13 protein-coding genes are annotated in these 16,322 nt (G+C 70.8%); 2 read left to right on the forward strand and 11 right to left on the reverse strand.

The window, feature by feature from the left end:
- Positions 1-37: 37 nt before the first annotated feature.
- The 4 genes from FCL41_RS10330 to FCL41_RS10345 all read right to left on the reverse strand — a co-directional run bounded on the left by FCL41_RS10330 (position 38) and on the right by FCL41_RS10345 (position 7,305).
- On the reverse strand, positions 38-3,010 hold the full coding sequence (locus FCL41_RS10330; protein WP_137065947.1) for a bifunctional [glutamine synthetase] adenylyltransferase/[glutamine synthetase]-adenylyl-L-tyrosine phosphorylase: 2,973 nt from the start codon (positions 3,008-3,010) through the stop codon (positions 38-40).
- Positions 3,011-3,023: 13 nt separating this feature from the next.
- Positions 3,024-3,788, reverse strand: a complete 765-nt coding sequence (locus tag FCL41_RS10335) for a hypothetical protein (RefSeq protein ID WP_137065948.1) — start codon at positions 3,786-3,788, stop codon at positions 3,024-3,026.
- An 82-nt stretch (positions 3,789-3,870) separates the two neighbouring features.
- Positions 3,871-5,208, reverse strand: coding sequence for a glutamine synthetase family protein (locus FCL41_RS10340; RefSeq protein ID WP_137065949.1), 1,338 nt, complete (start codon positions 5,206-5,208; stop codon positions 3,871-3,873).
- A 57-nt stretch (positions 5,209-5,265) separates the two neighbouring features.
- A complete protein-coding gene (locus FCL41_RS10345) occupies positions 5,266-7,305 on the reverse strand; it encodes an NAD(+) synthase (RefSeq protein WP_137065950.1) in 2,040 nt (679 codons plus the stop codon).
- A gap of 128 nt (positions 7,306-7,433) precedes the next feature.
- Between FCL41_RS10345 and panB the strand changes: the two genes are divergently transcribed.
- Complete coding sequence (gene panB / locus FCL41_RS10350; RefSeq protein WP_420846553.1) at positions 7,434-8,285, forward strand: 3-methyl-2-oxobutanoate hydroxymethyltransferase; 852 nt, start codon at positions 7,434-7,436, stop codon at positions 8,283-8,285.
- A gap of 42 nt (positions 8,286-8,327) precedes the next feature.
- Here panB and FCL41_RS10355 read toward each other — a convergent pair whose 3' ends face one another.
- On the reverse strand, positions 8,328-8,555 hold the full coding sequence (locus FCL41_RS10355) for a hypothetical protein (protein ID WP_137065952.1): 228 nt from the start codon (positions 8,553-8,555) through the stop codon (positions 8,328-8,330).
- Between the two features lie 24 nt (positions 8,556-8,579).
- Between FCL41_RS10355 and map the strand changes: the two genes are divergently transcribed.
- Complete coding sequence (map, locus tag FCL41_RS10360; RefSeq protein WP_137065953.1) at positions 8,580-9,428, forward strand: type I methionyl aminopeptidase; 849 nt, start codon at positions 8,580-8,582, stop codon at positions 9,426-9,428.
- 26 nt (positions 9,429-9,454) lie between these two features.
- Here map and FCL41_RS10365 read toward each other — a convergent pair whose 3' ends face one another.
- The 6 genes from FCL41_RS10365 to idi form a co-directional block, all read right to left on the reverse strand.
- The gene (locus FCL41_RS10365; protein WP_239021610.1) at positions 9,455-10,756 is read right to left on the reverse strand and encodes an HNH endonuclease signature motif containing protein; all 1,302 of its coding nucleotides are present in this window, start codon (positions 10,754-10,756) and stop codon (positions 9,455-9,457) included.
- Between the two features lie 268 nt (positions 10,757-11,024).
- A complete protein-coding gene (locus FCL41_RS10370; protein WP_137065954.1) occupies positions 11,025-11,951 on the reverse strand; it encodes a prenyltransferase in 927 nt (308 codons plus the stop codon).
- Positions 11,948-13,630 (reverse strand): phytoene desaturase family protein, encoded by a 1,683-nt coding sequence (gene crtI, locus FCL41_RS10375; RefSeq protein WP_170970257.1) that lies wholly within the window; start codon positions 13,628-13,630, stop codon positions 11,948-11,950. Before crtI ends, FCL41_RS10370 begins: the two co-directional genes overlap by 4 nt.
- Positions 13,627-14,526 (reverse strand): phytoene/squalene synthase family protein, encoded by a 900-nt coding sequence (locus FCL41_RS17070; protein WP_212723132.1) that lies wholly within the window; start codon positions 14,524-14,526, stop codon positions 13,627-13,629. The genes crtI and FCL41_RS17070 overlap by 4 nt, the downstream gene beginning before the upstream one ends.
- The gene (locus FCL41_RS10380) at positions 14,523-15,599 is read right to left on the reverse strand and encodes a polyprenyl synthetase family protein (protein ID WP_137065955.1); all 1,077 of its coding nucleotides are present in this window, start codon (positions 15,597-15,599) and stop codon (positions 14,523-14,525) included. Before FCL41_RS10380 ends, FCL41_RS17070 begins: the two co-directional genes overlap by 4 nt.
- Complete coding sequence (gene idi, locus FCL41_RS10385) at positions 15,596-16,234, reverse strand: isopentenyl-diphosphate Delta-isomerase (protein WP_137065956.1); 639 nt, start codon at positions 16,232-16,234, stop codon at positions 15,596-15,598. The genes FCL41_RS10380 and idi overlap by 4 nt, the downstream gene beginning before the upstream one ends.
- Between the last annotated feature and the right edge of the window lie 88 nt (positions 16,235-16,322).

The raw sequence follows: 16,322 nt of genomic DNA on the forward strand, positions 1-16,322 counted from the left end.
GTCCGCGCTGCTGCGGCGCGGCCGAGTGCGTCAGGGCTCAGCCCCAGAAGATCCGGTCCACGACCGCGTGCGCGCGCCGCGTCGTCCTCAAGTAGTCGTTGACCATCCGGTCGGTGTCGTCCATGTCGTAGCCCATGAGGAAGGCCAGCGAAGCGCGCTCCTTCGCGTCCTGCGGGATGTGGTCGGTCGCATTGCCGCGTACGAGCGTGGCGGCGTTGCGCATGCGGCTGACCAGCCTCCAGGCGGTGCGCAGTGACTTCGCGTCCTCCGCCTCCACCAGGCTGGCCTCCACGCCGGCCTCGAGGGAGGGCAGGGTCGCGGGTTGGCGCAGCGCGGGCACTCGGCCCGCCCACTGCATCTGGATCAGCTGCACGGTCCACTCGATGTCGGCGAGACCGCCACGGCCCAGCTTGAAGTGCGTGTGGGGGTCCGCCCCCCGCGGGAGCCGTTCGTTGTCGACGCGCGCCTTGATCCGGCGCACCTCCAGGACGTCGTCCTCGTCAGCCCCCCTGGGCGGGTAGCGCAGCGGATCGACCAAGGCGGTGAAGCGCTTGCGCAGGTCGGGGTCTCCGATCACGGCGTCGGCGCGCAGCAGTGCCTGCGCCTCCCAGGTCGCCGACCACTTCGCGTAGTACGCGGCGTACGAGTCGAGGCTGCGCGTCAGGGCCCCTTGGCGCCCCTCCGGACGCAGGTCGGCGTCGATCTCGAGGGCCGGGTCGGTGCCGGGAGCGGCGAGGAGCGTACGGATGTCGTTGGCGACCGCGGCGGCGAACTGCGACGCCTCGTTCGGGTCGGCCCCGGGGACGACCTCGTGCACGAAGATCACGTCGGCGTCGCTGGCGTAGGAGAGCTCGTCGCCGCCGTAGCGGCCCATCGCCACGATCGCCATTCTGGCCGGGGGCTCGTCGAGGCCTCGGCGCGCGGTCTGGTCACGCAGCACGGCCTGCAGGGTCGCCTCCAGCGTGGCGTCGGTGAGGGCCGTGAGTGCGCGGCCAGCCTCCTCCACGTCGGTCTCGCCGAAGATCTCGCCGACGGCGATGCGCAGGAGCTCACGTCGGCGGATGCCGCGAACCGCACGCACGGCGTCGACCGCTTGGGGGTGACGCAGCGCCGTTGCCACCGCCTCGGCGGTGAGCGCCTCCTTGGTGAGCGGCGTGAGGTCGTCGCCGAGGATCTTGACCCCCTGCGGTTCCCGCTCGAGGAGCGCGCTGACGAAGCGTGAGGTGGAGAGCACCGTGGCCAACCGGTGGGCCACCTGCCCCTCGTCGCGCAGCTGGCGCAGGTACCAGTGGGAGTCACCGAGCGACTCGCTGAGCCGGCGGAAACCGAAGAGCCCCGCATCAGGATTGGGGGTCTCAGCGAACCACTCCAGCATCACCGGCAGCAGGGTGCGTTGGATGTTCGCGCTGCGTGACACCCCCGCGGTCAGGGCCTCGAGGTGTCGCAGCGCCGCGCGCGGATCGCCGTACCCCAGTGCCTTCAGGCGGTCCTCGGCCTGCGCGAGGGTCAGGCGGGCGTCAGGGCCGGGGATCCGGGCGACGGCCTCGAGCAGCGGGCGGTAGAAGAGCTTCTCGTGGAGCCGGCGGACCAGTCGGCGACGGCGCTGCCACTCCTCCTCCAACGTGGGTCCGGAGTCCCGGAAGAACCCCATGGCGCGGCCGAGCCGACGCAGTGACTCCTCGTCCTCCGGCACCACGTGGATGCGCCGCAGCTGGAAGAGCTGAAGGCGGTGCTCCAAGGTGCGGAGGAAGGTGTAGGCCTCGTGGAGCGCCTCGCCGTCAGCGCGACCGACGTAGCCGCCACGGGTCAACTCGAAGAGGCCGCTGAGCGTCGTCGGTGCCCGGACCGTCGGGTCGGCGCGCCCGTGCACCAGCTGGAGGAGCTGGACGGCGAACTCCACGTCGCGCAGACCTCCCACGCCCAGCTTGAGCTGACGCTTGGCCTCCTTGCTGGGGATGTGCTCCAGGACCCGTCGGCGCATCGCCCGCGCGGCCTGGACGAACCCGTCCCGCTCGGCGACCGTCCAGACCAGCGGGGCCACCATGTCGCAGAAGCGCTGGCCGAGCTCGACGTCGCCCGCGACCGGCCGCGCCTTGAGCAGAGCCTGGAACTCCCAGCTCTTGGCCCAGCGCTCGTAGTAGCTGTGGTGACTGGCGAGGGTGCGCACCAACGGCCCTTGGTTGCCCTCGGGACGAAGACCGGCGTCGACCGGCCAGATCGTGCCCTCACGCGTGTGGTCGGAGCAGACGCGCATCATCTGCGACGCGACCTGGGTGGCCACCCGGGTGGCGTGGTGCTCCTCGATCCCGTCGACCGGTTCGTGCACGAAGATGACGTCGACGTCGGAGACGTAGTTGAGCTCGTGGGCGCCGCACTTGCCCATGGCGATCACGCTGAGGCGTACGTCGTCGGCCTCCGCCCCCACCCAGGCACGGGCCACTGCCAGGGCCGCCTCGAGAGTGCCCGTGGCGAGGTCCGACAGCTCGGCAGCCGTGTCGTCCATCTGCTGCCCGTGCGCCAGGTCGCGCGCGGCCACGCGCAGCAGCAGTCGGCGGTACTCCACCCGCAGGGCGTCCACGGCCTCCGGGTGGGACAACGTGGCCACCGGCCACTGTGCTGTCGGGTCAGCCCCGACGCTGCGCAGCAGCTCGTCACGCAGGAACCATGCCGACGAGCGGGTGCACGCGAGGGTCGGGTCCTGGAGCTCACGCCAGTGGTGGGGATGACGGACCAGGTGCTCCCCCAGCGCCTGGCTGGCTCCCAACACGTGCACGAGCCGCGTGGTCGTGGCGGTGTCCGCCACGAGCGTGTCCACCAGCGCGGTGGAGTCGTCGAGCGCGGCCAGCAGGTCGAGCAGCGTACGCAGCGCCAGATCCGGGTCGGCCACCTTGGCCAGCGCCTCGAGCACCGCCTCACCCACCGGCCCGAGCTCGGCGAGGCCGGACCTGGCAGCGGCCAGGTTCTCGAACCCGGCCCTGACGAGCATCGTGGTGCTGGAAGGGGCAGCCATCAGTCGCGTTCCGTCACCCCACGTGGTGCGAGTACCCGTGGTCGTACGCAGGGTCCTGCGCGTCGAGGGTCCGGCGCTCGGGGCGGCGGATCAGGTGGCGGATGGCGGCGGTCAGCACGACGAAGAAGCTCAGGAAGGGCAACAGGCGGTCCCAGCCGGTCTCGCCACCCGGCCGCACGCCCACGAGGCCCACCTGTGCCGCATCCCAGGCGTAGACGGCCACCATGGCGGCGAGGGCGAAGAGCACGACGAGCGCGACGCGTTCCTTGCCGCTGGGGGGCCGCGGCACCATGGCGGGACTCGTCGGCCAGGGCACGGCGCAGATGGCGACGAGCAGCACACCGACGGAGATGGAGAGCCACGACATCTCCAACAGGTCCTGGGTGTCGACGGGGTGCAGCTTGGCGAAGAGCCACCCCGAGGCGAGCATCCCGAGCCCGGCGAAGGCGGTGCGTGCCCGCGTCGACGAGGTGGAGACGGGCAGCCACATCAGTGCGCTGATCGTGGAGATGAGCAGGATTGCCGCGACGATGATGGCCAGCGGAAGCGTGTACTCGTAGAACACGACGCCCTCAGCGGGGTCGCGCACGCCCGGGTCCAGGGCGACGAGCACCCACACGATGCCGCTCAGGAAGGACAGCCACAGCATCGGCTCCAGCACGACGCGGATCGGGCCGCTGACCCGCGTGGCATCGACACGGACGTTCTTGCCGATCTTCTTGGAGCGCTTCACCGAGACCGGTCGCTTGCGCTCGTCGAGGACTGGCCCGCGCGTCACCGGCGCCTCGTCGTCCGCGCGCCGGCGGGTCGCCCGACGTGCGCCGTCACGGCCCTGTGAGTTGTCCCTTCGCCCGGCCACGTCAGATCACCGGAAGCATCTGGTCGCGCTCGAACGCCGAGACCTCGCCGCGGTAGGCGTCCCACTCGGCGCGCTTGTTGCGCAGGAAGAAGTCGAAGACGTGCTCCCCGAGCGTCTCGGCCAGGAGCTCCGAGCTCTCGGCGATGTTGATCGCCTCGAAGAGCGTGCGCGGCAAGGACTGGATGCCCAGGCTGCGTCGCTCGCGCTCGGTGAGGGACCAGACGTCGTCCTCGGCCTCGCGCGGGAGCTCGTAGCCCTCCTCGATCCCCTTCATGCCGGCGGCGAGCGTCACGGCGAAGGCGAGGTAGGGGTTGCAGGCGGCGTCGAGCGAGCGCAGCTCGATGCGGGTCGACTGCCCCTTGCCGGGCTTGTACATCGGTACGCGGATCATCGCGGAGCGGTTGTTGTGGCCCCACGAGATGTACGTCGGTGCCTCGCCGCCGCCGATCAGGCGCTTGTAGGAGTTGACCCACTGGTTGGTCACGGCCGTGATCTCCGCGGCGTGCGTCAGGATGCCCGCGATGAAGTGGCGCCCCGTCGTCGAGAGCTGGTACTGCGACCCGGCCTCGAAGAACGCGTTGCGGTCGCCCTCGAAGAGCGAGAGGTGGGTGTGCATGCCCGACCCGGGGTGCTGCGTGAAGGGCTTGGGCATGAAGGAGGCCCAGACCCCCTGGCCCAGCGCCACCTCACGGATGACGGTGCGGAAGGTCATGATGTTGTCGGCCGTGGTCAGCGCGTCGGCGTAGCGCAGGTCGATCTCCTGCTGGCCCGGACCGGCCTCGTGGTGGCTGAACTCCACCGAGATGCCCATGGACTCGAGCATCGTGATCGCCTCACGGCGGAAGTCGGCACCCGACGACTGGGCGGTGTGGTCGAAGTAGCCGGAGCTGTCGACCGGGCGCGGCTCGACCCCGGCCTCGGGCGAGTCCTTGAAGAGGTAGAACTCGATCTCCGGGTGGGTGTAGAAGCTGAATCCCTTGTCGGCCGCCTTCGCGAGCGTGCGCTTGAGCACGTGGCGCGGGTCGGCGTACGACGGGCTGCCGTCCGGCATCATGATGTCGCAGAACATGCGGGCGGTCGACGGGCCCTCACCACGCCACGGCAGGATCTGGAACGTCGACGGGTCGGGCTTGGCGAGCATGTCCGACTCCTGCACGCGGGCGAAGCCCTCGATCGCGGAACCGTCGAAGCCGATGCCCTCGCCGAAGGCGCTCTCCAGCTCGGCCGGTGCGATCGCCACCGACTTGAGGAACCCGAGCACGTCGGTGAACCACAGCCGTACGAACCGGACGTCGCGCTCCTCAAGAGCGCGGAGAACGAAGTCTTCCTGCTTGCCCATGGAGGCAACTATGACGTACGCCGTGCACCATGGCGTGCAGTTCCCCCCAAACGCGCCTCACGCGTCGGGAATTCGTTCCATCTCCGCCAGCCACGCCGCGGGGCTCGCGTCCGACGGCATCCGCCAGTCGCCGCGCGGCGACATCGTCCCTCCCGCGCTCACCTTGGGTCCGTTGGGCAGCGCGCTGCGCTTGAACTGGGAGGCGAAGAAGCGACGGATGAAGACCTCGAGCCAGACCCGCACCTGCGTGAGGTCGTACGCGGGTCGCTCGTCGACCGGGAAGCCGGGCGGCCACTCCCCCTGCGACGCGTCGCGCCAGGCGTGCCATGCCAGGAAGGCGACCTTGCTGGGCCGCTGGCCGCGCCGCACCATGTGGAACAGCGTGAAGTCCTGCAGGTTGTAGGGGCCGACCGTGTCCTGGGTGGCCTGGGGCTTGACGCCCTCGACGTCGGGGATCAGCTCGGGAGTGATCTCCTGGGCCAGCACCGCACGGAGCACCTCGTTGGTCTCCTCCTCGAACTCCCCGTGGTCGGCGACCCAGCGGATCAGGTGCTGCACGAGGGTCTTGGGCACCCCGGCGTTGACGTTGTAGTGCGACATCTGGTCGCCCACCCCGTAGGTGCACCAGCCCAGTGCCAGCTCGGAGAGGTCGCCGGTGCCGACGACGAGGCCGCCGTTGTGGTTGGCCAGTCGGAAGAGGTAGTCGTAGCGCAGGCCCGCCTGGACGTTCTCGAAGGTGACGTCGTAGACCTCCTCACCCTCGGCGAACGGATGACGCATGTCGGCCAGCATCTGACGTGCGGCCGGACGGATGTCGATCTCCTCGAACGTGAGCCCGAGGCTCGTCGCCAGCCGGGTGGCCAGCGACTTGGAGGTGTCACCGGTCGCGAACCCCGGCAACGTGTAGGCGAGCACGTCGCTGCGCGGGCGCCCCAGCCGGTCCATCGCCTTGGCCGCGACGATCAGGGCGTGGGTGGAGTCGAGACCACCGCTCACGCCGATCACCGCCTTGGGCGTGCCGATCGACTGGATGCGCTTCTCCAGGCCGTTGACCTGGATGTTGTAGGCCTCGTAGCAGTCGAGGGCGAGCCGGTCGGGGTCGTTCGGCACGAACGGGAAGCGGTCGACCTTGCGTCGCAGCCCCAGGTCGCCGGAGGGGGCGTCGAGGGCGAACTCGATCGTGCGGAAGTCGTCGGGCCCGGTCCCGGTGCCGCGACGGTTGTCGTCGAAGGTGTTGAGCCGGAACCGCTCGTGGTTGATGCGGTCGACGTCGACGTCGGCGATCGTGCGCACCGCCTCCTGGGGAAAGCGCATGCCCTCGGCGAGCAGCTCGCCCACCTCGTAGATCATCGTCTGGCCGTCCCACGACAGGTCCGTGGTCGACTCGCCCTGACCGGCGGCGGCGTAGACGTACGCCGCGCAGCACCGCGCGCTGGCGCCGGCGACCAGGCGGCGCCGCTCCTCCGCGCGGGCGATCGTGATCGGGCTGCCGGAGAGGTTGGCCAGCACCGTGGCCCCCGCCAGCGCCGCCTCGGCGCTCGGCGGGATCGGCACCCACATGTCCTCGCAGATCTCCACGTGCAGGCGCAGCGCCGGAAGGTCGGTGGCGGTGAAGATCAGGTCCGGGCCGAACGGCACCTCGACCCCGTTGACCGTGATCCAGGCACCGCGCTGGTCGTCGCCGGGGGCGAAGTGGCGGCGCTCGTAGAACTCGCCGTACGTCGGCACGTGCGACTTCGGCGCGACGCCGAGGATCTCGCCGCGGTGGATCACCACGGCGCAGTTGTAGAGCCGACCCCGGTGACGCAGCGGGGCACCGACCACCACCAGCGGCAGCAGGTCGGCAGTCGCTCCGGTCAGCCGCTCGAGCTGGGCCTCGACGGCGTCCAGCAGGGTCTGCTGCAGGAAGAGGTCGTCGATGGCGTAGCCGCTCAACGCGAGCTCCGGGAAGATGGCCAGTCCCACGGCCTCGTCGTGGCAGGCCCGCACCTGCTCGATGATCGTGGTGGCGTTGGCCTCGGGGTCCGCCACGCTCACCGGGACGGTGCAGGCGGCGGTCCGGACGAAGCCGTGGGCATAGGCCGAGTAGAAGTCCACGGCGCGAGTCTAGGGCGCAGAGCGCCCGACGTGACCACCACCACAACCCCTCCGACGCGTGGCGGGGATACCGTGAACCCCGTCCGTGGACTCCACCAGGGAGCTGCGAGATGCCTCAGGAGAGACCCATGTCCGAAGAGACCGCCCCCTACGGTTCCGGCGCCGCCGCGTCGGCCACCGCACCCGTCCGCAAGGTGCGTACGCACCACCTGCGCGAGATGAAGGAGCGGGGCGAGCCGATCACGATGCTCACCTCGTACGACATGTACACCGCGCAGATCTTCGACGAGGCCGGCATTGACCTGCTGCTCGTGGGTGACAGCGCCTCCAACAACGTCTTCGGCAACGAGACCTCGCTGCCGGTGACCGTCGACGAGCTGCTCCCGCTGACCCGCGCCGTCGCACGCTCGACGAAGCGCGCGATGGTCGTGGGCGACCTGCCGTTCGGGTCGTACCAGGCCTCACCCGAACAGGGCTACCTGACTGCCGTGCGCTTCATGAAGGAGGGCGGCGCCCACTGCGTGAAGCTGGAGGGTGGCGCCGAGATGGCCCCGGTCATCCGCAAGTGCGTCGAGGGCGGCATCCCGGTGATCGCCCACATCGGCTTCACCCCGCAGTCCGAGCACGCGCTGGGCGGCTACCGCGTGCAGGGGCGAGGCGACGCTGCCGAGCGTGTCCTGGCCGATGCCCGGGCCGTGCAGGAGGCGGGCGCCTTCGCGGTCGTCATGGAGATGGTCCAGGCCGACGTCGCCGCTCAGGTCACCGCCGATCTGGCCATCCCCACGATCGGCATCGGCGGCGGCAACGGCTGCGACGGACAGGTGCTGGTGTGGACCGACGCGTTCGGCATCCGCACGGGCAAGATGCCGCGCTTCGTCAAGCAGTACGCCGACGTGCGCTCGGTCCTGCTCGACGGCGCGAAGGCCTACCGCGACGACGTGAAGGCCCGGACGTTCCCCGGCCCCGAGCACTCGTTCTGAGCCGGCGCCCGACCACTGGCCCGTGAGCACGGGCCAGGGGCGTCAGCCGCGCTCCTGGTCCTCGCTGCCGCGAGGGTCGTCGTCCTCACGGTCGTTCCACAGCGGGTCGTTGTCCCACGCCTCGTTGCGCTCCTCGACGCGGTCGAGCGCGCGTGAGGCGTCGGTCTGACTGGCGTAGGGACCGAGCCGGTCTGCGTTCTTGCAGCCCTCCCGAGGCTCCACCGTCTTGTGCTTGAGGCAGTACCAGTACTCCGGCTCCGTGTCGCTCATGCTCGCGAAACTACACTCCAACTCGTGAGTCCCGTAGTAGCTGCCGCCATCTCGCCGCGCCGTCGCGTCCCCACCTCCATCGAGCGCCCGGAGTACGTCGACAAGCCGGCACCCCAGCGCTTCGACGGACCGGAGGTCAAGGACGCCGAGACCATCGAGAAGATGCGGATCGCCGGACGCCTCGCGGCCCAGGCGCGTGAGCTGGTAGGGAGCCACGTCGCACCCGGCGTCACCACCGACGAGCTCGACCGGATCGGCCACGAGTTCCTCTGCGACCACGGCGCCTACCCCTCGACGCTGGGCTACCGCGGCTTCCCGAAGTCGCTGTGCAGCAGCGTCAACGAGGTCATCTGCCACGGCATCCCCGACTCCCGGGTGGTCGAGGACGGCGACATCGTCAACATCGACATCACCGCCTACCTCAACGGCGTGCACGGCGACACCAACGCCACCTTCCTCGCCGGCGACGTCGACGAGGAGTCGCGCCTGCTCGTGGAGCGGACCAAGGAGGCGTTGGACCGCGCGATCAAGGCGGTCAAGCCCGGACGACGGACCAACGTGATCGGACGCGTCATCGAGTCCTACGCCAAGCGCTTCGGCTACGGCGTCGTCCGCGACTTCACCGGCCACGGCATCGGCACGGCGTTCCACTCCGGCCTGGTGATCCCGCACTACGACCAGGACCACTACAACGACGTGATCGAGGTCGGCATGACCTTCACGATCGAGCCGATGCTCAACCTCGGCACGCACGAGTGGACGATGTGGCCGGACAACTGGACGGTCGTGACCCGCGACCTCAAGCGCAGCGCCCAGTTCGAGCACACCCTGCTGGTGACCGCTGACGGCGCCGAGGTGCTGACGAACCCCTGACGGGCTCCAACCCTGACTCGCATTCCTCACCGCCGTCGATGGAACCGTAGGTCGCCGTTGGCCATCCGGCTGGTGTCGTAGCCGGGGTCGTGGGCTCGGTGGTGATGGTGGGAGCAAAGAAGCGCAGCGTTGTCGAGATCGGTGGCGCCGCCCTCCGACCAGGGGACGAGGTGGTGGGCTTCGGACCAGGTGCCGGGGATGTCGCATCCCTCGGCCCGGCAGGTGGTGTCGCGCAGCAGGAGTGCGCGGCGTTGAGCTTTGGTGAAGAGTCGTGAGGCGCGGCCCAGGTCGAGCACTTCGGAGTCGGTGCCCAGGACGGCGGGGATGATCTTGGCGTTGCAGGCGAGGCGTCGGGCCTGGGTGGCGGTGAGGGTGTCGAACCCGTCGCCGGGGACTCCGTTGTCCAGGGTCGCGGTGCCGATGCCGTCGCGCAGCGCGTCCAGGGTGATCGTGACGGTCACGTTGGTGGCGTCGCCGCCGTGGATGGGCAGTCGCTTCGGGTCGAGGGCCTCGAGGAGCTGGCCGAAGGCTTCGGCGAGCCGCCGTGGGTGGTTGACGGCGGCGCGAAAGCGTCGCGCGCCCGCGCCGCCCGCGCCGCCCGCGCCGCCCGTGGCGTCGCCGTCGCCCGTGGACGCGCGTACGGCCCCGTCGGCCAACCGTGGGTTGGTGAAGGCGTGCAGGTAGGTCGCGAGGCGGGCTGCGACCGCATCCGGAATCACTCCGGAGATCCGGGTGAGTCCGTCGCCGGCCGCGCGCAGGCGCAGGCGTTGACGTTGGGCGGCGTACCGCTCGGCCTGCTCGAGGCGGCGGCGTTCGGCCTCCTCGAAGCGGTCGGGGTCGACCAGCTCGAGGATGCGGCGCCCCAGCACGGCCAGGTCCTTGGGGTCATGGTCCTCGGCCAGCCTCACCAGCTCGGCCTCCGCGCGGGCGAGGACGTCCTGGTCGACGTCGTCGGGCAGTTCCGCCATCGCGTGCGCGATCACCCGGGTCTGGGCCAGGTTGGTCCGTGCCTCGCGCAGTGCTGCGGCCAGGACCGGCAGGTCGCGGTCGAGCGCCTCGGCCAGCCGCAGGTCGGCGGCGGCGTCGCCGCGGCGTACGTGGCCGTGGTGGGCCAGCCAGGTCGCGATCGAGCGGAACCCTTCACCTTCGGCGACGTCACCGGCCGCAGCCATGACCCGCAGCCGCAGCTCGGCCACGCGCGACTCCGCGTCCGCCAGGGCGAGGAGTGCATCCGCCTTCTCGTTGGTGCGCATGAAGGTCGGGTTCACGTCGGCCACCGACTTCAGCGACGAGCTGATCGACGCCGCAACGGCGTTCACCGGATGCACGACCCCACCTCCTCTCACGACCACGACTCGGCACGCCACGTCTGTGGCGTCTGCTGGTCGTTGCTCCTGGAGGCCCGGGCCTGCCGGACGATCACGTCACCCTCGCAACTGGCCCCACCGTCTCCGGATGCCACCGCTGAGGCGGTGACCCGGTGCCCTGAGTGAGAACCTGCGACCACTCTATTCGAACACGCGTTCGACAGCCATCGCCCGAACTGGGGATCCGAGTGCGAGGTCCCACGACCGCTGGACGGGAAACGCTCGCCCCTCAGAACAGCACGGTGAAGAGCATCAGCTGCGTGACCAGGAATCCGGTCACGAAGTTGAGCCACAGGAAGCGTCGCCATCCCGCGTTGGCCCTCTCGCACTCCTCGTCGGTGAGCCCCAGGTAGGGAGCGACGTTGACGACGTACGGCAGCACGAGTGCGGCGGCCACCTTCCCCGGACCGGGCATCATCAGGAGCGCGGTGCCGGCGGCGAGGTAGCAGCAGAGCGCGAACCAGACCGTTGCCCTGGCCCCCAGCACCGTGCCCACGGACGCGATCCCACCCTCGCGGTCGGCGCGCACGTCCTGCACGGCGCCGAAGGCGTGCGACCCCATCCCCCACAGGAAGAACCCGACGAGGGTCGCGACCACGGCCCCGTCCCACGCGACCTCGGCTCCGCGACCGGCCGCCAGCGCCAGGCCGAACACGGCCGGGCTGACGAAGTGAGTGCTCGACGTGACCGAGTCGAGGAACGGACGCTCCTTGAAACGCAACCGCGGCGCCGAGTAGGCCACCACCGCGAAGAGGCTCACGGCCAGGACGAGCGCGGAGCTCACCGACCCCATCACGAGCAGTGCGGCCACGAAGGGCAGCGGTGTCAGCACGGCGGCCCAGAGGGTCGTACGGTGCACCGCGCGGTCGAGCACGACGCCCTCCACGCCTCCCTTGCGCGGGTTGCGCACGTCGGACTCGTGGTCGAAGACGTCGTTCACGCCGTACATGAGCAGGTTGTAGGGCACGAGGAAGAAGATCGCGCCCACCCAGAACGCGGCGTCCAGCCCACCGCCGACGAGCAGGTACGCCGCACCGAACGGGAAGGCGGTGTTGACCCACGAGAGGGGTCGCGACGACGCAACGACCGTACGCAGCCGGCTCAGCCCGCGAGGTTCCACCGGCGCCCCGAGCGAGAGGTCGACCACAGCGCTCATCGGGTTGCCCCTGCGGCGCCTGCGGTGTCGGACAGCGGCGTGGACAGCGGCGTGGACAGGGGCGCATCCACCATGCCGCCGACGCGATCACCGCGCAATCGCTTCAGCACCAGTTCGGCGCTGATCAGGCACATCGGGAGGCCGATCCCCGGCAGGGTGCTGGCGCCGGCGTAGAACAGGCCGTCGACCTTCTTCGAGACGTTGGCAGCCCGGAAGAAGGCGCTCTGCGAGAGGCGGTGGCCGGGGCCGAGCATGCTGCCCGACCAGGCATTCAGGTCCTGGGCGAAGTCACCCGGTCCGACCGTGCGGCGGACGACGATGCGCTCGGCCAGGTCGGGGATGCCGGCCCAGGCGGCGAGCTGCGCAATGGCTGCGTCGGCGACCTTCTCGACGCCCGCGTCGCCCTGGCCGTCGAGGCCGCCGCGGCCGAGCTCCACGTCGGCGGGCACCGGCACGAGCACGAACAGGTTCTCCGAGCCGTCAGGAGCCACCGAGGGGTCCGTCGCGCTGGGACGGCAGACGTAGGACGAGGCCGGGTCGGGAACGTACTTACCCTGGCCCCAGCGGTCGCCGAGCACGCCGTCGAAGTTCGTCTCCCAGTCCTCGGTGAAGAACATGGTGTGGTGGGCCAGCTCGGGCAGCTCGCCGGTGACGCCCAGGTAGACCAGCACCGCGCCGGGCCCGGGGTCGCGGCGTCGCCACCACGCCTCGGGGTAGGTCTGCAGGTCGGCGGGCAGGAGCTGCGTCTCGAGGTGGTGCAGGTCGGCGGCGCCCACGACGACGTCGGCGGCGATGCGCTGCTCGGTGCCGTCGGCGGCGCGGTAGGCGACGCCGCACACCTGGGCCCTGCGGCGGGACCAGGGCCGGGACCAGGGCTTCGGGCCGGTCAGCGGCGCGGTGTCGAGGGAGGTGACGGTCGCGCCGGTGCGGATGGTGACGCCGGCGGCGGTCGCGAGGGCGACGAGGGTGTCGACGAAGGCCGAGAAGCCGCCCTGCGGGTAGAGGACACCGTCGTCGAGGTCCATGCTGCTCATCAGGTGGTAGAGCGCAGGCACCCGGTCCGGCGAGCCACCCAGGAAGACGGCCGGGTAGCCGAGCACCTGCTGGAGGCGGCGATCGGTGAAGCGCGAGTCGACGTGCGACTTGAGGCTGCGCAGCAGCAGGGGCAGGAGCTGGGGCGCGCGGCGCAGGACGTCGGCATTCACCACGTCACCCAGGCGCTCGAAGCTGGTGTAGAGGAAGTGGCGCAGCGCCAGCTCGTAGGTCTCCCCTGCCCGGTCGAGGTAGCCGTCGAGACGGGCGCCGGCACCGGGCTCGTACGACTCGAAGACGGCCTTGTTGTCCTCGCGGGCCACCCGCGTCTCGAGCGGTCGCTCCTCGCCCTCGAAGTAGACCCGGTAGCCCGGGTCGAGGACCTCGAGGTCGAGCTGCTCGGCGGCGGAGGTGCCGAGCAGGCGGTAGAAGTGGTCGAAGACCTCGGGCATGAGGTACCACGACGGACCGGTGTCGAAGCGGAAACCGTCGTGGGCCCACGAGCCTGCCCGGCCCCCGAGCTCGTCGCGCTGCTCCAGCAGCTCGACCTCCCAGCCGTCGGCGGCCAGCAGCGCCGAGGTCGCCAGTCCGGCCACTCCCCCGCCGACCACGACGACTCGCCCGCGGGAGTCTCCCGGCCCGCTCATGCCGCACCCCGGGCCAGCACGAGGGCGACGAGCTGGGCCTTGCGCGGCGAGGGCACCCGCACCCGTCGGGTCCGGATCGAGGCCGGCGGCGTACGACGCAGGCGTGCGGCGAGCTCACCGAAGAGCGCGTGCGCTGCCCGCACTGCGCGACGGCTGCTGGCGGGCAGGTGCACGATGGCGCCTGCGGCGACGGCCAGGTCGGCGTCGATGTCGTCGAGCAGCCGGTCACGGGTGGCGGCGTCGAAGTGGTCGACGTCGAGGCCCGGGAAGTAGCTGCGGCCGAGGTGGTCGTGGTCGGCGGCCAGGTCGCGCAGGAAGTTGATCTTCTGGAAGGCCGCTCCCAGGCGCATGGCCCCGTGGCGCAGACGCTGGTACTGCGCCTGGGCGTCCGGCACCTCGAGCAGGAACGCGCGCAGGCACATCAGCCCGATCACCTCTGCGGAGCCGTGCACGTAGGCGGCGAAGCTGGCCTCGTCGTGCTCGACCCACTCGAGGTCCATCCGCATGGAGGCGAAGAAGGGGTCGATGAGCTCGGTGTCGATGCCGCAGGTGCGCGCCGTGCGGGCGAAGGCGTGGACCACGAGGTTGGCGCTGTGTCCAGTGGCCAGGGCCCGGCCCACCTCGGTGTGCAGCTCCGTGAGCAGCGCATCGCGACCGGCCACGTCGCCGTCGGGGCGGGGCGCGTCGACGATCTCGTCGGCGACTCGGACGAGGGCGTAGACGTTGCGCACGTGCGTACGCACCGGTGGCGCCAGCAGGCGCGAGGCCAGGCCGAACGAGGTCGAGTAGCGGCGGATCACCAGGTCGGCCGCGGCTTCGGCGACCTCGTCGTAGAGCTCGTGCGGCGGTGGCGCGGGGCGGCCGCGGCGCACCGCCATCTTCTCCGCGAGGCTCATGCAACACCCACCGTGGCTGCCTCCAGGGGCTCATCGGCGGGGGCCGGGGGCACGGTGGCTCCCGCGATGTCCCAGGTGGAGGTCAACGTGTCGACGATCGGGGCGGTCAGGTCGAGGGCCTCGGCGTGCCAACGGGCGATCCTCACGTGGCGGCCCATGAGCGTCTCCACGTGGTCGAAGGAGCCCGCCTCCATCAGCGCCCGGCGGATCTCGTCGGCCTCCTCGCGGGTGAGGTCGGGGTTGCCCAGGTGGGGCTCGACGCGCCACCAGTGCGAGGACGCGGCGGCGTGGACGACGAGGGGGGTGCGCTTGCCCTCGCGCAGGTCGCCGTCGGGGTCCTTGCCCACGATCGCGGGGTCACCGAAGGTGCCGAGGAGGTCGTCGCGCAGCTGGAAGGCGATGCCGAGCGAACGCCCCACGTCGGACACCTTCTCGAGGACGTCCTCGGGTGCGCCGGCGAGGATCGCGGCGGCCTTCATCGGCAGGACGAAGGAGTACGCAGCGGTCTTGAGCTCGGCGACAGCGATGGCGTCGTCCATCGTCGGGGCGGCGCCTCCGATGGCGAGCCGCACGTCGGAGAGCTCACCGACCGCGGAGTCGTGGAGCGTGGAGTCGAGCAGGTCGAGGAGGGCCGTGGTGACCTCCTGCGGGGCACCGCAGGTGGCGATGCCACGCACCGCGGCAGCCAGGGCGAGGTCACCGGTGAGGATGGCCCCGGCGCGGGCGTACACGGCGGAGTCTGACGTGGTCGAACCGCGGAACCAGCCGGGGATGCTGGTGTGACCGCGACGCTCGTCGTCGTTGTCGATGACGTCGTCGTGGATCACGAAGGCCGTGTGCAGGAGCTCGATGGCGGCAGCGACGCGCTCGCGCACAGTCCTGTCGACGGCCGGGGCGTCGGCCCAGCGGCCGCTCAGCTGGTCGTAGGTCGCGGCGAAGAGCCACGGGCGGAAACGCTTGCCTCCCTCGGTGCCCATGCGCAGGGCGATGCCCAGCATGGAGCGGTCGAGCGGGAGGCCGCCCAACCCGGGCGTCGGGGTCACCAGCGTGTCGATCTGTGCCTGCAGCGTCATGACGCAACTCCTCGGTCGTCGGTGGCGTGGTCCCGGATGAGGTCCCAGGCTCGGTGGTCAAGCTGTGCGGCCTGCTCCCGCAGCCACGGACTGAGGGCCCACGGTGCGGCGGCGAGAGCGGCTCGCAGTTCGTCGATTTCCACCCACCGGTGCTCCGCGACCTCGGAGGGATCGGGAGCCAGTGCTGCGGTGGTCCGTGCGAGGTGCACGGGGCAGAACTCGTTCTCCACCGTGCCGTTGGCGTCGACGGCGCGGTAGGAGAAGTCGGGAAGCAAAGGGGTCACGGCTTCGACCTCGACCCCGAGCTCGTGGAGACCACCGCGCGTGACGGCGCTCCCCATCGTCTCCCCCGGGCGCGGGTGGCCGCAGAACGAGTTGGTCCACACGCCGGGCCACGACCGCTTGGTCAGCGCGCGGCGAGTGAGGAGGAAACGGCCGTCCGGGCCCAGGAGCCAACAGGAGTAGGCGAGGTGCAGGGGCGTGTCGCGGCCGTGGACGCCCTCGCGGGGCGCGGTCCCGATCGGGCGGCGGGCCCCGTCGAGGAGGACCACGAGGTCAGCCCGGCCCTCCGCCGACGAGGCCAGCCGAGACGCCGTGTCGACGCTCCGCACGTGGTCAGCAGCACGTGGGCTCATCAGCATCTCGACTCCTCAGTTGGCGTTCATTCGCGGCCGTTGCCGCCTCACACTGAGGATGCTAGATTGTGTGTCGAAGGTCTGTCAA

The sequence above is a fragment of the Nocardioides jishulii genome (genome assembly GCF_006007965.1).
Lineage (GTDB): Bacteria > Actinomycetota > Actinomycetes > Propionibacteriales > Nocardioidaceae > Nocardioides > Nocardioides jishulii.